Genomic DNA, 16438 nt, shown 5'->3' on the forward strand with positions numbered 1-16438 from the left:
TGAAAGATCCTCAAACCGCTACCCGCTGAAAAGCGGGTTGCCTTAACTGCCTCAAACACAAAAAATCTGACAGTCCCCCGCAAACGCCAGAGCGCTTCGCCTCACCGCCCATCTCGCTACAATGGTTGACTGACGTTGCCAGCTACTCCCCATTCACGATTGACGGGCGCATCGCTCCGTACGAACTCCATGTCCACTTCTCCTCGTCCCCCGATGCTCGCGACCGCGCAAGCGCTCGGCCTTCTCCTCGACGCCGCGCATCGGGTCGATGGCACCGAGCGCATCGATACGCTCGATGCCGCGGCGTCGCTCGGCCGCGTTCTCGCCGCCGATGTCACGTCGCCGCTAGACGTTCCGCCAATGCACACTAGCTCGATGGACGGTTACGCCGTCCGCGCCGCCGATCTCGCCGGCGCGAGCGAGGCCGCGCCGCGCGCGCTGCCAGTGTCGCAACGCATTCCGGCTGGCCACGCCGCCACGCCGCTCACGGCAGGCACGGCCGCGCGCATCTTCACCGGCGCGACGGTGCCTCCGGGCGCCGATACCGTCGTCATGCAGGAAATGGCGCGTGCGGCGGACGACGGCAGCGTCGCGTTCGCGCACGCGCCCGCAGCCGGCGAATGGATCACCCAACAAGGCGCGGACATCCGCGGCGGTTCGGTGATCCTGCCTGCGGGCACGCGCCTCACGCCGCAAGCTTTGGGTCTCGCGGCATCGGTCGGTTGCGGCGCGCTCGATGTCGTGCGGCGCGTGCGCGTCGCCATCTTCTTTACCGGCGACGAACTGCGCATGCCCGGCGAGCCGCTCGCGCCCGGCGCCATCTACAACTCGAATCGCTTCGTGCTGCGCTCGCTGCTTGCGAAACTCGGTTGCGACGTGACCGACCTCGGGATCGTGCCGGATCGTCTCGACGCAACGCGCGAAACCCTGCGCCGCGCGGCCGGGGAACACGATCTGATTCTGACGTGCGGCGGGGTATCGGTCGGCGAGGAAGATCACGTGAAACCGGCGGTGGAAGCCGAAGGACGCATCGCCATGTGGCAGATCGCGATGAAGCCCGGCAAGCCGCTCGCGTTCGGCAACGTGCGACGTTCGGATGCCGCACTCGGCGAAGCATATTTCATCGGCCTACCGGGAAATCCGGTGTCGAGCTTTTGCACCTTCTTGCTGTTCGTGCGGCCGTTCCTGCTGCGGCTGGCAGGCGCGAGCGACGTCGCGCCGCGCGTCTACTCGATGCGTGCCGACTTCAGCCAGAAGAAGGGCGACCGCCGCAACGAGTTCCTGCGCGCGCGCGTGAACGACGCGGGCGGCCTCGATCTCTTTCCCAATCAAAGCAGCGCCGTGCTGACTTCGACCGTGTGGGGCGACGGCCTCATCGACAATCCGCCGGATCACGCCATCCGCGCGGGCGAGACGGTGCGCTTCATTCCCTTTTCAGAGTTGATGCGGTAGAAGGCCATCAAATGCATATCGAACTGAGATTTTTTGCGAGCGTGCGCGAAGCGCTGGGTGTCGCGAACGAGACGGTCAGCGTGCCGGACACCGTCGTGAATGTCGGCGATGTACGCGCCTGGCTGCGCATGCGCGGCGGCGCGTGGGCCGAAACGCTCGCCGAAGGCCGTGCGTTGCGCATGGCCTGCAATCACGTCATGACGGACCCGTCGCAGCGCATCACGGATGGCTGCGAAGTGGCGTTTTTCCCGCCGGTCACGGGCGGTTAACATGACGATCGTGCGCGTACAGGAGGCGGATTTCGATCTCGGCGCGGAAGTCGCCGCGCTGCGAGCGGGCAATCCGAAAGTGGGCGCGGTGGCGTGCTTCGTCGGCACGGTGCGCGACTTGAACGAAGGCAGCGCGGTCGAGACGATGGAGCTCGAGCACTATCCCGGCATGACGGAGAAGTCGCTGCACGAGATTGCCGAGTCGGCGCGTGCGCGGTGGCCTGGGTCGGACGTGCTGATCGTGCATCGCGTGGGAAAACTGAAGCCGCTCGATCAGATCGTGCTGGTCGCAACCACGGCGATGCATCGCGGCGAGGCGTTCGAATCGTGCGCCTTCGTCATGGACTACTTGAAAACGCAGGCGCCGTTCTGGAAGAAGGAAAAAACCGACGCGGGCGAGCGCTGGGTCGATGCGCGCGAATCGGATGATACGGCGCTGGCTCGCTGGCAAAAGCCGAAAAGCTAAAGCGCGGCGATGGTCGTAGGAAAAGGCGACGATCCGCGGACAAGTCAAACCGCTTACCGCGTGACTAGCGAGACAAAAGCGGCACGCGAAATCGCGCTAAGAGCGCTCGCAAACGGGTAAAAGCCAAAAATCTTGGGCGGCAAGACAAGCGTGATCGGCGAGGAAGAACGCCGCGAGCGTCACTCCGTATCCGCCGAACGTCCCACGAATCTCGCTGGAAACGCTTCCGCCGATGGCTGCGCCGCGAAACGCGGCTCTTCCCGGCCGCCGGTGCGCTGCCGTTTGAGCGCCGCGAGAAGTTCCTGCTGCGCGTCGGGAATCTTGTAATTCCAGCCGAACCTGCTTAATTGCAAACTGTGCGCGATCCGCAGCGCCGGTTCCATGAACTGCACGGCGGCGGCCGGCTCGTAACGCGCGTTTACGGTGTCTAGAAAAAGCGTGAGCCAGCGTGCGAAATGCTCGGGCGCGATACCTTCGAGCGGCCGATGCGCCTCTTGCACATTCCCGCGATACTGCTTCGTTCCCAACACGAGGCTCGACCAGAAGGTCGTCATTTTGGCGAGATGCTCGTCCCAGCGGCCCGTCAGTTCGCGCGAAAAGATCGGGCCGAGCAGGGGATCGTCATCGACACGGCGATAAAACGTCTCCACGAGCGTCCGGATGTTGGCTTCGTCCGGTTCCGCAAGGCGAGCCGGGCGGGCAGATGATTCGTGAAGGGTCATGGCAAATAAATGTTATGCGGATGCTTACACGCAAGCGTCAGCACATTATGCTGACGATAGGTGCTGTTTTGTCGCAAAATGTCGCGTCTTGAACAGCGATAATCCGACCGGTCGTTCAATTTTTCGTGGTAGGCCGCGTCAGGATGTTAGACCTTATGTGCGCGCGGAGGTCGTTGTCGCTGGCGCACGCGCGGTGTTTTTCCGCGCATCCCGCGTCGCGCCGCTTTCGCCGTCTGCTCTTCGTTTGCCCGCGTGCCTCTGGCTTCGTTGTTCTCGATGCGCGTGTTCCGCGCACAAAATCATCGTGACATCATGCGACTGACCGACTACACCGACTACACCCTGCGCGTCCTGCTTTATCTTGCCGTGCGCCCGTCCCGCCTTTCGACCATCGGCGAGATATCCGAGGCGTATGGCATCTCGCGAAATCATCTGATGAAAATAGTCCAGCAATTGGGCGAACTCGGCTGGGTGGAAACCGTTCGAGGGCGTCATGGCGGACTGCGGCTTGGCGAGCGCACGCCTTATCTGACGATCGGCGAGATCGTGCGCACAATGGAAAGCGACTTCGACATCGTCGGTTGTTTTTCGCGCGACAAGGCACACCGGCAATGCGTGATTCAGTCGGCCTGCTTGTTGCGCGGCGTATTCGCGACGGCGCGCGATGCCTTCCTTGCGGAACTCGACAAGCATACGGTCGGCGAACTCGCGCGTCCGGCGGATGAGCTCTCGCAGTTGCTTGGCATCGTGAGCGTGATTCCGGTATCGGTCGAGCGCATGCAAAGCTCGTCTGCCTGACGCGCGGTTAAGTCCTGCACGCGGCCGGACGGTGAACGAAAACCGGACGGACAGGTCATTCTCATGCGCCGACGCTCGCGCGGGCTTTCTCGAAATCAAGCGAAAAAGTGCGCGCAAACGGCTAAACAAGGCTTGAAACCGACCAAAAGCGCCTCATTTTGGTCGTATTCGAATTGGAGCTTTCAATAATGAGAATCGACAAACTCACCACCAAATTTCAAGAAGCGCTGTCAGACGCGCAAAGTCTGGCGGTCGGTCACGACAACCAGTATATCGAGCCGGTTCACTTGCTTGCCGCGCTGATCGCGCAGCAGGACGGTTCCGCGCGCTCGCTCATGTCGCACGCGGGCGTGCAGGTTCAGGCACTGCAAAACGCGCTCAACGACGCGATGAATCGTTTGCCGCAAGTGCAAGGCACGGACGGCAACGTGCAGGTCAGCCGCGATCTCGCGGGCCTGCTCAACAACGCCGATAAAGAAGCACAGAAACTCAACGACACCTACATCGCGAGCGAAATGTATCTTCTCGCGGTCGCGGACGACAAAGGCGAAGTGGGCCGCGTGGCCCGCCAGCATGGTCTTACGCGCAAGGCGCTCGAAGCCGCGATCAACGCGGTTCGCGGCGGCGCGCAGGTCGATAGCCAGGACGCCGAAAGTCAGCGCGAGGCGCTCAAGAAGTACACCGTCGACCTGACCGAGCGCGCCCGCGCAGGCAAGCTCGATCCGGTGATCGGCCGCGATGACGAAATCCGCCGCTCGATCCAGATTCTGCAACGCCGCACCAAGAACAATCCGGTGCTGATCGGCGAACCGGGCGTCGGCAAGACGGCTATCGTCGAAGGACTGGCGCAGCGTATCGTCAACGGCGAGGTGCCCGAAACGCTCAAGGGCAAGCGCGTGCTGTCGCTCGACATGGCGGCGCTGCTCGCGGGCGCGAAGTATCGCGGCGAGTTCGAGGAGCGGCTGAAGGCCGTGCTGAGCGATATCGCCAAGGACGAAGGCATGACCATCGTCTTCATCGACGAAATTCATACGATGGTCGGCGCGGGCAAGGCCGAAGGCGCAATGGACGCGGGCAACATGCTGAAGCCGGCGCTTTCGCGCGGCGAATTGCATTGCATCGGCGCGACCACGCTCGACGAATATCGCAAATACATCGAGAAGGACGCGGCGCTCGAGCGGCGGTTCCAGAAAGTGCTGGTCGACGAACCTTCGGTGGAAGCGACCATCGCGATCCTGCGCGGCTTGCAGGAAAAGTACGAGTTGCATCACGGCGTGGAGATCACGGACCCGGCTATCGTCGCGGCGGCGGAGTTGTCGCATCGCTATATCACGGACCGCTTTCTGCCGGACAAGGCGATCGATCTGATCGACGAAGCGGCGTCGCGCATCAAGATGGAAATCGATTCGAAGCCCGAAGAGATGGACAAGCTCGACCGCCGTCTCATCCAGTTGAAGATCGAACGCGAGGCCGTGAAGAAGGAGAAGGACGAGGCATCGCAGAAGCGTCTGCAACTCATCGAGGAAGAAATCGACCGGCTCAATCGCGAATATTCGGATCTCGAGGAAATCTGGACCGCCGAAAAGGCCGCCGTGCAGGGCAGCGCGCAGCTCAAGGAAGAGATCGAGAAGGCGCGTGCGGACATCGCGCGTTTGCAGCGCGAAGGCAAGCTCGAGAAAGTGGCCGAACTGCAATACGGCAAGCTGCCCGAACTCGAAGCGCGTCTCAAGCAAGTGACGCAGGCCGAGTCGCAGGAGCAGAACAACCCGACGCGTCCGCGTCTTTTGCGCACGCAAGTGGGCGCCGAGGAAATCGCGGAAGTGGTGTCGCGTTCCACGGGCATTCCGGTGTCGCGCATGATGCAGGGCGAGCGCGAGAAGCTGTTGCAGATCGAGGGCAAGCTGCACGAGCGTGTGGTCGGTCAGGACGAAGCCATCGGCGCGGTGGCCGACGCGATCCGCCGTTCGCGCGCGGGTCTGTCCGATCCGAACCGTCCGTATGGCTCGTTCCTGTTCCTGGGGCCGACGGGCGTCGGCAAGACGGAACTGTGCAAGGCGCTGGCCGCGTTCCTGTTCGATTCGGAGGATCATCTCATTCGTATCGACATGAGCGAGTTCATGGAGAAGCACAGCGTCGCGCGTCTGATCGGTGCGCCGCCGGGATACGTCGGCTATGAAGAAGGCGGTTATCTCACCGAAGCCGTGCGTAGAAAGCCGTACAGCGTGATCCTGCTCGATGAAATCGAGAAGGCGCATCCGGACGTCTTCAACGTGCTCCTGCAAGTGCTCGACGATGGCCGCATGACCGATGGACAAGGCCGCACCGTCGACTTCAAGAACACGGTGATCGTGATGACGTCGAACCTCGGTTCGCATGTCATCCAGAGCATGGTCGGCGAACCGCACGAAGCGGTGAAGGACGCCGTCTGGGAAGAGGTGAAGCTGCATTTCCGGCCGGAATTCCTGAACCGGATCGACGACGTGGTGGTGTTCCACTCGCTGGATCGCGCGAATATCGAATCGATCGCGAAGATTCAGTTGCAGCGTCTGCACGACCGCCTGGCCAAGCTCGACATGCAGTTCGACGTGTCGGATGCGGCGCTCGAACAGATCGGCAAGGTCGGCTATGACCCAGTGTTCGGCGCGCGGCCGTTGAAGCGCGCCATTCAGCAGGAGATCGAGAATCCGGTCGCCAAGCTGATTCTGGCTGGCAGGTTCGGACCGAAGGACGTCATTCCGGTCGATATCAAGGACGGGAAGTTCGTGTTCGACCGCGTAGTGCACTAAAGGCGGTTGATCGCTGCTTGTTCTTCGGCGGCGATTTCTAAAGGGCGATGGGTGATCCATCGCCCTTTTTGTTTGGCGGCAGCGGGAACGATCGATGACGCCAACGCCGCGGCCCGCAAAACAAAAACCCCGCAAGGCGACCGCCCGCGGGGTCCAACACAAACGCGATGAATCAGACTCAGCCTTGTTTCGGCGCTTCGTTCTTGCCGAAGAGACCCGCCAGGCCGCCTAGCGATCCGAGCACACTCGACAGATCCATCTGGCCATTGGCGGGCACTTCGCCGTTCGGCGTCGCGCGATCGACAATATGCGGAAGCACCGCCGCGAGCATGCCCGACAACTGATCGCTCGACACGCCGGCTTTCTGCGCGAGCGCACCGACGTTGTCCGAGCCGAGCGCGTTGTTCAGCGTGTCCGGGCTGATGGGCTTGTTTTCGCCCGTGCCGATCCATGACGACACGATGTCGCCCGCGCCCGCCTGATGAAAGCGCTGGATCAGCCCCGCGATACCGCCCGGCTGGTTGTTGACGAATTCGAGCGCCGCCGTGATCAGCGCAGCCTGGCCGGATTGACCGGGTTGGCCGCCTTGTTGCGACGAGTTGCCGAGGGTGGAGGCGAGGATATCGATTAGGCTCATGGCAGTCTCACTACGAGAAGTTGCGGGGTGGGGTGGCTCGCGTGACGCGCTTGCATCGTGCGAAAAGAGCGAAACGCGAGCTTTGAGACGAAGTACTTGAGGTTGAAGGGCGACGGCATGATGCGGTTGGCCGTCGCCTGCTCGCCTCGATCTTTTCTAACTTTTATTGACTGGCAGCCGCAGCGCTCGCGGCCTTGTCTTTCTTGCTCTTGCGCTTCGAAGGCTTCGCATCGCTTGCCGCGGCGGGTGCCGTCGTCGCTGCCGGTGCCGCGCTTGCAGCCGCCGCCGCGCTTGCGGCCTTGGACTTGCGCGAACTCTTTTTCGTAGCCGAAGCAGGTGTGGCGGTAGCCGGCGCTTGCGGCGTGGCGGCTGGCGTTTGCGCGGTGGTGGCCGCGGGCGAGGTCGCCGCCGTGGCCGCTGTCGACGATTTGACCGTCGAGTTGGACGGCGCGGCGCCTTGCGTGCTGCTCACGGCGGGCTTCGTGGTCTTGCCCGTGGGCGGCTGCGACGATCCGCCGATGGTCAGGCCGTTCTCCTCGAGCTTGGCCACGGACTTCGTTCCAAGACCCTTCACGCGCGTCGCGAGATCGTCGGCGTCCTTGAACGGGCCGTTCTTCGCGCGCTCGTCGACGATCGCTTTCGACTTCACCGGACCCAAGCCCTTCACGGAATCGAGCGCGGCTTGATCGGCCGTATTGACATCGACCGCGGCAAACGCGGTTCCGACGGACAGCATCAACGCAAAGCACAGCATCAGCAGCTTTTTCAGCATGACGGCACTCCAGGCAATGGAAAAGAATGATGAATCGATGCGTCCGGGCTTACGACAGAATAACGACTTTGCCGTTAAGCATAGGGCAAAAACAAGTCCCGAACGATGACGGCTCGCATTGTGCACGACCCCGCCGCGCGCACCACACGAGCGCACAATCTTTAACGTCGCGCAATGCAGATTGGATGACGCATCAATATTTTGCATGCTGCAAGGCATGCTTCGGCCTCACCGCGACGGCCTTTGAGCAGTCTTGAGAAACGCGCCGCGCACTTCGAAGGCGATTGAATCGACCGCGTTGCCGCGCGCATCGACGAGTTCGAGGACGTGATGTCCCGGCCATGGCAGCCAGGCGACGCGCGCATCGCGGCCGAACGGCTTGCCGTCGAGACGCCAGGCGAGCGCGCCATTGCCCGAGCGTTCGAACCACACGCGCTGGCGCGCGGGCGGAATGTCGGGGTCGAGCGCGAAGATGGTGCCATTGGTCGGCGCTCCGATGCGCGCCGCCTGGCTGTCCCCTTTGCCGCTCGCTCCGCTTGAGCCCGCCGCGTTCGCCGTGATGCCGATAGCGCTCATCTGCGTGCCGCGCACGAACCATTCCCCGCGCTTCGGTTCGATATCGTTCTGATACGCGACCTGCGTTTCGATCACGCCCGACGGCGCAGTCGGCGCGTGGCTGGCGGCTCGCCGATGCAGATAGCCGACGAGCGCATTCCACGCGGGCGCCGCGCCGGTGACGCCGGAGACGTCCCACATAGGCGCGCCATCGGCATTGCCGACCCACACGCCGACGGTGTATCGCGAAGTGAAACCGACGGCCCAGTTATCGCGCATGTCCTTGCTGGTGCCGGTCTTGACCGCGCTGAAAGTGCGCGTGGCGAGCACGCTGTCGAAACCGAAGGTGCGCGTGCGCGCGTTGTTGTCGGCGAGCATGTCCGTGACGATGAAACTCGCCTCCGGGCTGAACACGCGCTTTCCCGCAGGCGCGGCAGCGTGGCTCGCAAGATCGAACGACGGCCGCGCGACACCGCCGTTGGCCAGCGCGCGATACGCATTGGTAAGCGTGGCCAGCGTGACATCCGCGCTGCCGAGCGCGAGGCTGAAGCCGTAATAATCGCCCGCTTGCGTAAGCGGCAGACCGAGCGCGACCAGCGTCTTTGCAAAGCGATGCGGCGTGACGAGCACGAGCGCGCGCACTGCCGGTACGTTGAGCGACGACCCGAGCGCCGTACGCACGCTCACCCAGCCCTTGAAGTCGTGATCGTAGTTTTGTGGAATATAGAGGCCGCCGCCGGTGGCGAGATCGAGCGGCGCGTCGTCGAGCAGCGTGGCCGCGGTCAGGCGTTTTTCGTCGATGGCCTGCGCATACAAAAACGGCTTGAGCGTCGAGCCGGCCTGCCGCGCGGCGAGCACCGCATCGACTTCGGGCGCGTTCGACAAGCCGCCCGCCGAACCGACCCACGCGAGCACATCGCCGGATGCGTTGTCGATCACCACCGCCGCCGCGTCGTGCACATTGCGCGGATGAGCCCGCGCGTTGAGTTCGGCAAGCGTGCGCGCGAGCGTGTCGCGCGCGAAGCGCTGCACATGCGCATCGAGCGTCGAGCGCACGCGATCGCCCGCCTTGGGATGCGTTTCGCTTGCAACGCGCCGCGCGAAATGCGGCGCGAGCGCGTCGTCGCCTTGTGCGAAGCCCGGCGTCGACGCGGTGCGTGTGAGCGTCAGTTGCACATAGCTGTCCAGGTTGACGCACGGGTCGTTCGCGTGCGTCTTGTCGCTCGTATGCAAAGCCTGCATGTCGCGCAAGATGACGCAGGCGCGCGACGCGACCTTGTCATAACGCGCATTCGGCGCGCGCACGAGCGCGGCGGCGAGCGCGGCCTCGCGTTCATCGAGCCCGGACGGCGCCTTGTTGAAAAGCGTCCGCGACAACGCCGATAAACCCACGATCTCGCCGCGAAACGGCACGAGATTCAGATACGCCTCGAGAATCTGGTCCTTGCGCCAGCTCCGTTCGAGCCATAGCGCGCCTACTGTCTGCTGCGCTTTTTCGCCGATATTGCGGCGGCCGTTCGGCTTGCCGTTATCGTCGTCGATGAGTCCGGTGAGCTGCATCGTCACCGTCGATGCGCCACGCGTGCGCGTGTTCCAAAGATTCGCCCATGCCGCCGCCGCCGCGCCGCGCCAGTCGACGCCCGCGTGGTCGTAGAAGCGCTTGTCTTCCGAAACCACGATGGCCTCACGCAACGCGGGCGAGACATCCGCAAGCGCAACCCAGTCGCCGCGCCGCGCGTGCGTATCGACACGCGTGCGTTGCAGCGGTTCGCCATCGCGCGACAACAGCACCCAGTCGGAACTGCGCCAGTTCGCGCGCACCTCGTCGAAGCTCGGCGACGCGCACGCCGCCGTTGCCACGACGCAGCCGATCAGAAAGCACAAGGCGCGCTTCACGGCGTCACTTCGCGCTGGCGGCGAGCGGCTTCACGACGACCGTCGCGTTTGGCAATGCGCCGAACGACGACGGCGCATAGAGCGCTTCCACACGCGTCGGCGGCAGGCCGAACGAACCGGCGTTATTCAGCCGCATCGTGTATTCGACTTGCAGCTTGCCCTTCGGCAGATAGTCGTAATACGCGCGATACCCTTCGAAACCGCGTTCCACGAAGGCAGGCCACGAACCGCGATCCGGCTGCTCGCCGGAAGTCGCCGCTTCCGAGTCGCGTCCGAGGCCGGAGCCGAGAATGGTCGCGCCAGCGGGAATCGGATCGTTGACGACGACCCAGGTCATGTCGCTTTGCGCGTCGATGTCGAGATGCACGCGCACGATGTCGCCACGCGAGAGCACGCCCTTCACGGCGGCATCGACCGGCGTCAACGTCTTCACGATGCGATAGCCCGCCGCGAACGGCGCCTTCAACGCAACGGCCGCAAGGCTTTCGATGGTCGCCCAAGGTTTGCCCGTGCCGTCTTGCGTCAACGTGAGTGAGCCGGTCGACCACGGCAGCAAGCTGCTGCGCGTGTTGACACTCTTAGTGATCGGGGTCGCCGACGACAACGCCGATGCAGGCGCGGCAGCGCTCCAGTCCACGCTCTGCGTCGCCGCGCCCAGCGCAATGTTCGTGCGTCCCGTGACCGGCGTGCTTTCGAAAATTTGCGAGAAGCGTCCCACCGCGAGCGAGCCCCAAAGATTGGCGGTCGTGGTCTGCCATGCGCCGTTTTTCTGCAGCGCGAGGAGGCCGGCCACGAGGCGCGGCATCTCGTCCTTCCACGCGGGCGCGTTTGCGAAGATGAGTGCGGTGCGCGCGGCGTTGGTTTCGCTGCCAGTCATGAGCCACCAGAGATCGTCGTCGCGTTCGGTCGAGAACGTGAGACGCGTGCCCTGATACGTGAGCCGCGCACGGATGATCTGCTCGGCCTGCGCTCGCTTCGCTTCGCGATCGGCGATACCGTCCACGCGCGAAAGTATCGCGTAGTAGTCGAGCACGGCCGAGGTCGGCCATTGATCCGGCGCGACGGTGATCGAAGCGAGCATGCGCGGCTGCGCGAGACCGTAGCGCGAAAGCGCTTCGATGGCGGCGAGCTTTTCGAAGTCGAGGTCGTTGCGCGGCGCCCAGAACTTGCGTTCGAGCTTGCCGTCGACGAAATTCGCGAGACCGGCGGCGAGCTGATCGCGCAATTCCGCGGGCATTGCAAAACGGCGGTCGAGCTTCGACGCTTCGTCCGATACCGCGAGCAAGTACGCGCTGAGCGTCGGGCTGCCGGTCGGACGTTCGTCGTCGTAGGGCGGGAAGTAGTTCGCGAGACCGTCGCGATCCAGATACGACGGCATGCGCGTGAGCACGGCTTGCCATTGCGCTGCGTCCATGAGGCCGAGCGCGCGCGAAGTCTGCTGTTCGAGGCAGTTATACGGATAGCGTTCGAACCAGCGTCGCACGCCGGGCAAGCCGTCCGCGAGCTTCGGCTGCAAGGACACCGCGATACCGCCGCGCACGGCGCCGTTGCTCGACGTGCTCGCATCGGCGGGCGGCGCGACGGGCACGCTGAACGTGCCGTCCACCTGCGCGATGGTCGCTTGCTGCGTCGTGACCGGAATGGCCGCGACGACGCGCTGCTGCAGCTTGACGGCATCGCTCGCGGGCTTCGTGGCCGAAGCGCTGCCTTGCTCCACCGCGCTCACGTCCCAGGCGAGACTCGCCGATGCGTTCATGCCGAGCACGTCGGGCGTGGTCACGTCCCAAGCAACTTCCCGCGACGATTCCGGCGCGAGTTCCACCGTGCGTGCATCGAGCGCGAGCGAACCGGCGTGCGGCGTGACGACGACGCGCATGGTGCGCCGCGTCGTGTTGCGCAGCGTGAACTGCGCATGGAATGCGTCGCCCACACGAACGAGCGGCGGCAACCCGGAGATGAGTTGCAAGTCCTGCGTGCTTTGAATCGATGCGCTGCCCGTGCCGAAGCGTCCCGCGCCCACCGCCGCGATGGCGACGATACGAAAGCGCGTGAGCGCGTCGTTCAGGGGCACATCGACGGATGCTTCTCCGTTCGCATCGAGCGTAACGCGCGGATTCCACAGCAGGAGCGTATCGAAGAGTTCGCGCGTGGCGCTATGTCCGCCGCCGCCGCCCGCTGGCACCGCCTTGCGTCCGAAGTGCCGCCGCCCGATGATCTCCATCTGCGCGGTCGATGTTTCCACGCCGTAGGCGCGCTGCTGCAACATCGCGTCGAGCACGTTCCAGCTTTGGTTGGGCATGAGTTCGAGCAGGGCTTCATCGACGGCCGCGACCGCGATCTGCGTGCCTGCGGGCGCGGGCTTGCCGTCAGGCAACGCGACCTTGACCTTCACATGCGCCTTGGCGCGCACCAAGTACGACTTCGCGTCCGGCGTGACGCTCACCACCAGTTTGTGCGATGCCGTGCCCACCTTGATCGATGCCAGCCCGTAACGAAACGCCGGCTTCGAGAGATCGACGAGCGGCGTCGGCGCCTGATACTGACGGCCTTCATACCAGAACGCGTGCGCCCATTCGACCGGCGCTTTCCAGCCCCACGTGAAGAACGAATACCACGGCACTTCATGGATACGTCCGCGCAACGCGAGCACCGACACGTAGACGTTCGGCCCCCACGCTTGCTCGACCTTCAGTTCGACGGTCGGGTCCTTGCCGTTCAGTTCGACCACATGGGTTTCGATGATGCCTTCACGCTCCACCGCGACGAGCGCAGTGGCCGAGCGGAAGGGCATGCGCACCTGGAAGCGCGCGGTCTCGCCGGGCTCGTAGCTGTTCTTTTCCGGAAGCACGTCGATACGGTCCGTGTTCTCGCCGCCGAACCAGAGTTCGTCTTCGCGCGTGACCCAGACCGACGTGCTCGCGTTGGCCGTGCGGCCATCGCCGTCTTTCGCGACGGCGATCAGATCGATATTGCCGGCGGTCTTGAGCTTGGCATCGCACGAGACGATGCCGTGATCGTCGCTCTTGCCGCTGCAAAGCGTGCCCAGGTCGTTCGTTTCGGAATGGTTGTCGTAGGCGTAGAAGCCGCCGACCATGCGCTTGCGCGAACTCGACATCACGCGCGCCATGCCCTTGATTTCGACCGATACGCCCGCGCGCGGCTTGCCCTGCAAATCGAGCGCAAGCGCTTGCACCGGCACCGAACCGCCGACCGACGCCCAATGCGCCGCCTTCACGCCCACGGCGACCGCGGCGGGCCAGAGCGTGGCGCTGCCGCTGATGGTCTGGATCTCGCCGTTCGGGTCGGCGAAGCTCGCTTCGAGCGCGAGACGCTTGGGCGAATCGACGGCGGGCAACGGCTTCACGATCAGCTTGCCGTCGCCATTGCGATCGAGCGTCACGCGCAGCTTGTCGGCGACGAGTTTCGTCGTGGTCTCCGTTTGCTGCTCGCTGTCCTCGTCCTCGGCGGGCGCGCTCGCGCCATCGTCCACGGGTTTGCGATACGGCGAGAAGCTGAATGCATCGTAGTCTGAAGCGAAGGGCGGCGACGTGTCGCGCACGAGCGCCGACACTTGCACCCGCTGGTTCGATGCTGGACCGCCTTGCACATATTCGAGGTGGACATCGACCGGCGCTTCTTGCGCGGCGATCAGACCGGCCGATTTGCTGTCGCCCGCCGAGACCGTGCCCTTGAACACCGGCAGACGGAATTCCTCGACGCGGAAGCTGCCTGTCTCGTACGACTGCGTGACATTGCTGCCTTCGCCGCCGTCGTCGCTCGCGTCGTTGGTGTCGCTGGCCGCGCCGTTATCGAGCGTCACGCTGTATTCGCCGAGTTTGGCCGCGGCGGGAATGGCAAAGCTCGAGTCGGCGCTGTGATCGGCGCTCCACGCGAGCGGCATGTGCCACGTCTGTCCGCTGCCGATATGACGAATCGTCACGCGCGTCGGATACTTCGGCGGGAAGCCGAAACCCTTGAGCGTTTCGACGCGCATCAGGTGCTTCATCGACACCGTTTCACCCGCGCGCAGCAAGGTGCGATCGAAAATGGTGTGCGCGCGTACCGTGCGGCTCGTGCTCATGTCGGTCGGCACGTTGAAGCGCCACGATTCGATGCCGCGATTCCAGTCCGAGGTCACGAAGGCCATGTCGGGTCCGGTGACCGGATCGGTAACGCGCGCCGAGACGAAGAAGCCGCCGTACGACAAGCTGTTCTCGTTGCATTCGCGGATGGCCGCGAGCGGTTTGTCGATGGTCGCGAGCCCTTGCGCATCGGTCTTGCCGGTGGCCACTTGATCGCCGTTGCAGTCGGTGACGCGTACATCCGCATTGGCGACGGGCTTGCCCTTGTCGAGCGTCGTCACCCAGACGAGACTGTTCTCGCGCCCTTGCTTGAAGTGCACGCCGAGGTTCGTGACGAGCACCGACGTGCGCACGAACATCGACTTGTTCCGACCCATCAACGACGCGCCGAGCGCCGGCGACGCCAGTTCGACGACATAGAAGCCCGGCTTCGCGAGCGGAATGCCGACGACTTCGAAGGGACGCAGCGCCTTGGGATCGGCGGCGGGCAGCGTGAGCGTTTCGACGCCCGCGCGCTTTCTCAAGAGCGAAAGCGAGCGAATGTCGATGGTCGGATCGCGGCTCACGGTGCCGTCCGATTCCGGCACGATGACGGGCGCGATACCGTTCTTCAAAAGCGAGGGCATGCGCGCTTCGATCGACGAGCGCGACATGCCGATGCCGTCGAACAAATCGACGTTGCGCATCCATTGGCGGATGTCGGTATCGGCGTCGAGTCTGAGCTTGGTGATCTGCGAGGTGCCCGAGTCGAGCCCTTGCACGTGCAGGTCGGCTTCCACATGGCGCAGCGTGACCGGCAACATGGCGGGCATGTCCGGCTCTGCAAAGCGCTCGATGATGCCGAACGTGCCCGACGAGAACTTCGCGAGCGGCGGCATGGGCGCGGTCGCGGTCTTGGGCGGGAAGAAGTCGGCGTTGGCGAGCGTACGGCCGCTCACGTCCTTGAGATTGGCGGGCGCCTCGATGGTGAGATCGGTGCGCTCCGGCAGCGGCGCGGCGAATTCTACTGCTTCGACTTCCGCGTCCTTGCTGTCTTCATCGAAGTGCGGCGCGACCGTGCCTTTGGGACCACGCAACGCGAACTTCTGGGCGTCGGCGCGGCTGATCGGCGCGGTGAACATGAGCCTGAGCGGGCGCAGCGGCGTGCAGGGCGCGTTCGCGTTCTCCCGTTCGCACGTGAAGCTCGCGGAAAACGGATCGCGCACCTTGTAGTCGAAGCGCTTCTCGACATCGTTGGGCATGCCGCTCGGCCCGGTGACGCCCGCGCCGTAGACGAGCTGCATTTTCGAGCCGGACGGCAACGTTTGCCCGCATGCGAGCGTGAGCACGCGGTCGCTTTCCCTAGCGAGTCCGAAGTGTTTGAGAAGCGCGCCGCGCGTGGCGTCGTCGGCCGTCCTTACGGGAATGCGGTTGCCGAGTGCGCTCGATTCGCACCAGACGTGATCGAGCACCGACGCTTGCGTGGCCGGGCCGTTCAACCGCAGCACGAAGGTCTGGTCTTCCTCGATATCGCCGTAACTCGGCTCGACGCGCGTAACGAATGGCCCGCCCGTCTGAAACGCGAAGTGGCTGGGACCGGACAGCGCGTTGCCCGCGCTGGATTTCAGGCCGCTGTTGAGGTCGATGCCGCAGCGCACTCCTGGCGGCAAGTCCGCGTTGAAATCGTAGGCCCAGGTTTTTTCGTCGATCCAGCGCGCGCCGCCGGCGGTGGCTGCGGCGGGCGCGCCGCTACAGGCGAGCTTGCCGGGCGCGGCGGCGCTCGGACTGCCGAACGCGATCATGGCTTCGTCGAACTTCACGACGACCTGACGCACTTGCGCGACCTTGCCTTGTGGCGACACGGTCACGACGCGCGCGGCATCGGCCCGATACATCGCGACGCTCATGCCGAATGCGGCGATGAGGGTGGTTGCGGCCAGAATCCATTTTTGTTTTTTCATGACGCGGCTCATCCACTCGTTCCGAGTAATTCTTGTCCGCGCGATTCTACTGGAGCCCTACGC

Annotated in this window: 9 protein-coding genes and 1 pseudogene; 5 read left to right on the forward strand and 5 right to left on the reverse strand. The window is 64.2% G+C overall.

All coding sequences use genetic code 11. The features are described from left to right. Positions 1 to 213: 213 nt before the first annotated feature. From NCT03_RS06455 to moaE, 3 genes are read left to right on the forward strand one after another with little or no spacing between them, the layout of a single operon-like run. Positions 214 to 1452, forward strand: a complete 1239-nt coding sequence (locus tag NCT03_RS06455) for a molybdopterin molybdotransferase MoeA (RefSeq protein WP_350030141.1) — start codon at positions 214 to 216, stop codon at positions 1450 to 1452. 11 nt (positions 1453 to 1463) lie between these two features. After that, positions 1464 to 1721 carry a molybdopterin converting factor subunit 1 gene (moaD, locus tag NCT03_RS06460; RefSeq protein WP_244825364.1) on the forward strand — a complete coding sequence of 86 codons (258 nt, stop codon included), beginning with the start codon at positions 1464 to 1466 and terminating at the stop codon, positions 1719 to 1721. A 1-nt stretch (position 1722) separates the two neighbouring features. Beyond that, positions 1723 to 2187, forward strand: a complete 465-nt coding sequence (gene moaE / locus NCT03_RS06465) for a molybdopterin synthase catalytic subunit MoaE (RefSeq protein ID WP_244825363.1) — start codon at positions 1723 to 1725, stop codon at positions 2185 to 2187. Positions 2188 to 2366: 179 nt separating this feature from the next. Here moaE and NCT03_RS06470 read toward each other — a convergent pair whose 3' ends face one another. Continuing rightward, a complete protein-coding gene (locus NCT03_RS06470; RefSeq protein WP_250492285.1) occupies positions 2367 to 2909 on the reverse strand; it encodes a group III truncated hemoglobin in 543 nt (180 codons plus the stop codon). A 312-nt stretch (positions 2910 to 3221) separates the two neighbouring features. On the opposite strand from NCT03_RS06470, the gene NCT03_RS06475 reads away from it, so the two are divergent. Together NCT03_RS06475 and clpB are read left to right on the forward strand one after the other, a co-directional pair. After that, entirely contained in the window at positions 3222 to 3707 is a 486-nt protein-coding gene (locus NCT03_RS06475) for an Rrf2 family transcriptional regulator (RefSeq protein ID WP_250492286.1), read from the forward strand. Positions 3708 to 3895: 188 nt separating this feature from the next. Continuing rightward, positions 3896 to 6493, forward strand: coding sequence for an ATP-dependent chaperone ClpB (gene clpB / locus NCT03_RS06480; protein WP_250492287.1), 2598 nt, complete (start codon positions 3896 to 3898; stop codon positions 6491 to 6493). 178 nt (positions 6494 to 6671) lie between these two features. Here clpB and NCT03_RS06485 read toward each other — a convergent pair. The 4 genes and pseudogenes from NCT03_RS06485 to NCT03_RS06500 form a co-directional block, all read right to left on the reverse strand. Next, a pseudogene (locus tag NCT03_RS06485) lies at positions 6672 to 7157 on the reverse strand (YidB family protein); the annotation flags it as partial. 136 nt (positions 7158 to 7293) lie between these two features. Then, positions 7294 to 7902: a ComEA family DNA-binding protein gene (locus NCT03_RS06490; RefSeq protein WP_250464988.1), complete on the reverse strand. Its 609-nt coding sequence runs from the start codon at positions 7900 to 7902 to the stop codon at positions 7294 to 7296. A gap of 228 nt (positions 7903 to 8130) precedes the next feature. Continuing rightward, positions 8131 to 10353, reverse strand: a complete 2223-nt coding sequence (gene pbpC, locus NCT03_RS06495) for a penicillin-binding protein 1C (protein WP_250492288.1) — start codon at positions 10351 to 10353, stop codon at positions 8131 to 8133. A 4-nt stretch (positions 10354 to 10357) separates the two neighbouring features. Beyond that, on the reverse strand, positions 10358 to 16387 hold the full coding sequence (locus NCT03_RS06500) for an Ig-like domain-containing alpha-2-macroglobulin family protein (protein ID WP_250492289.1): 6030 nt from the start codon (positions 16385 to 16387) through the stop codon (positions 10358 to 10360). Positions 16388 to 16438: the final 51 nt, after the last annotated feature.

Origin of the sequence: Caballeronia sp. GAWG1-1 (assembly GCF_023631465.1) — a bacterium.
In the GTDB taxonomy this organism is placed as follows: domain Bacteria; phylum Pseudomonadota; class Gammaproteobacteria; order Burkholderiales; family Burkholderiaceae; genus Caballeronia.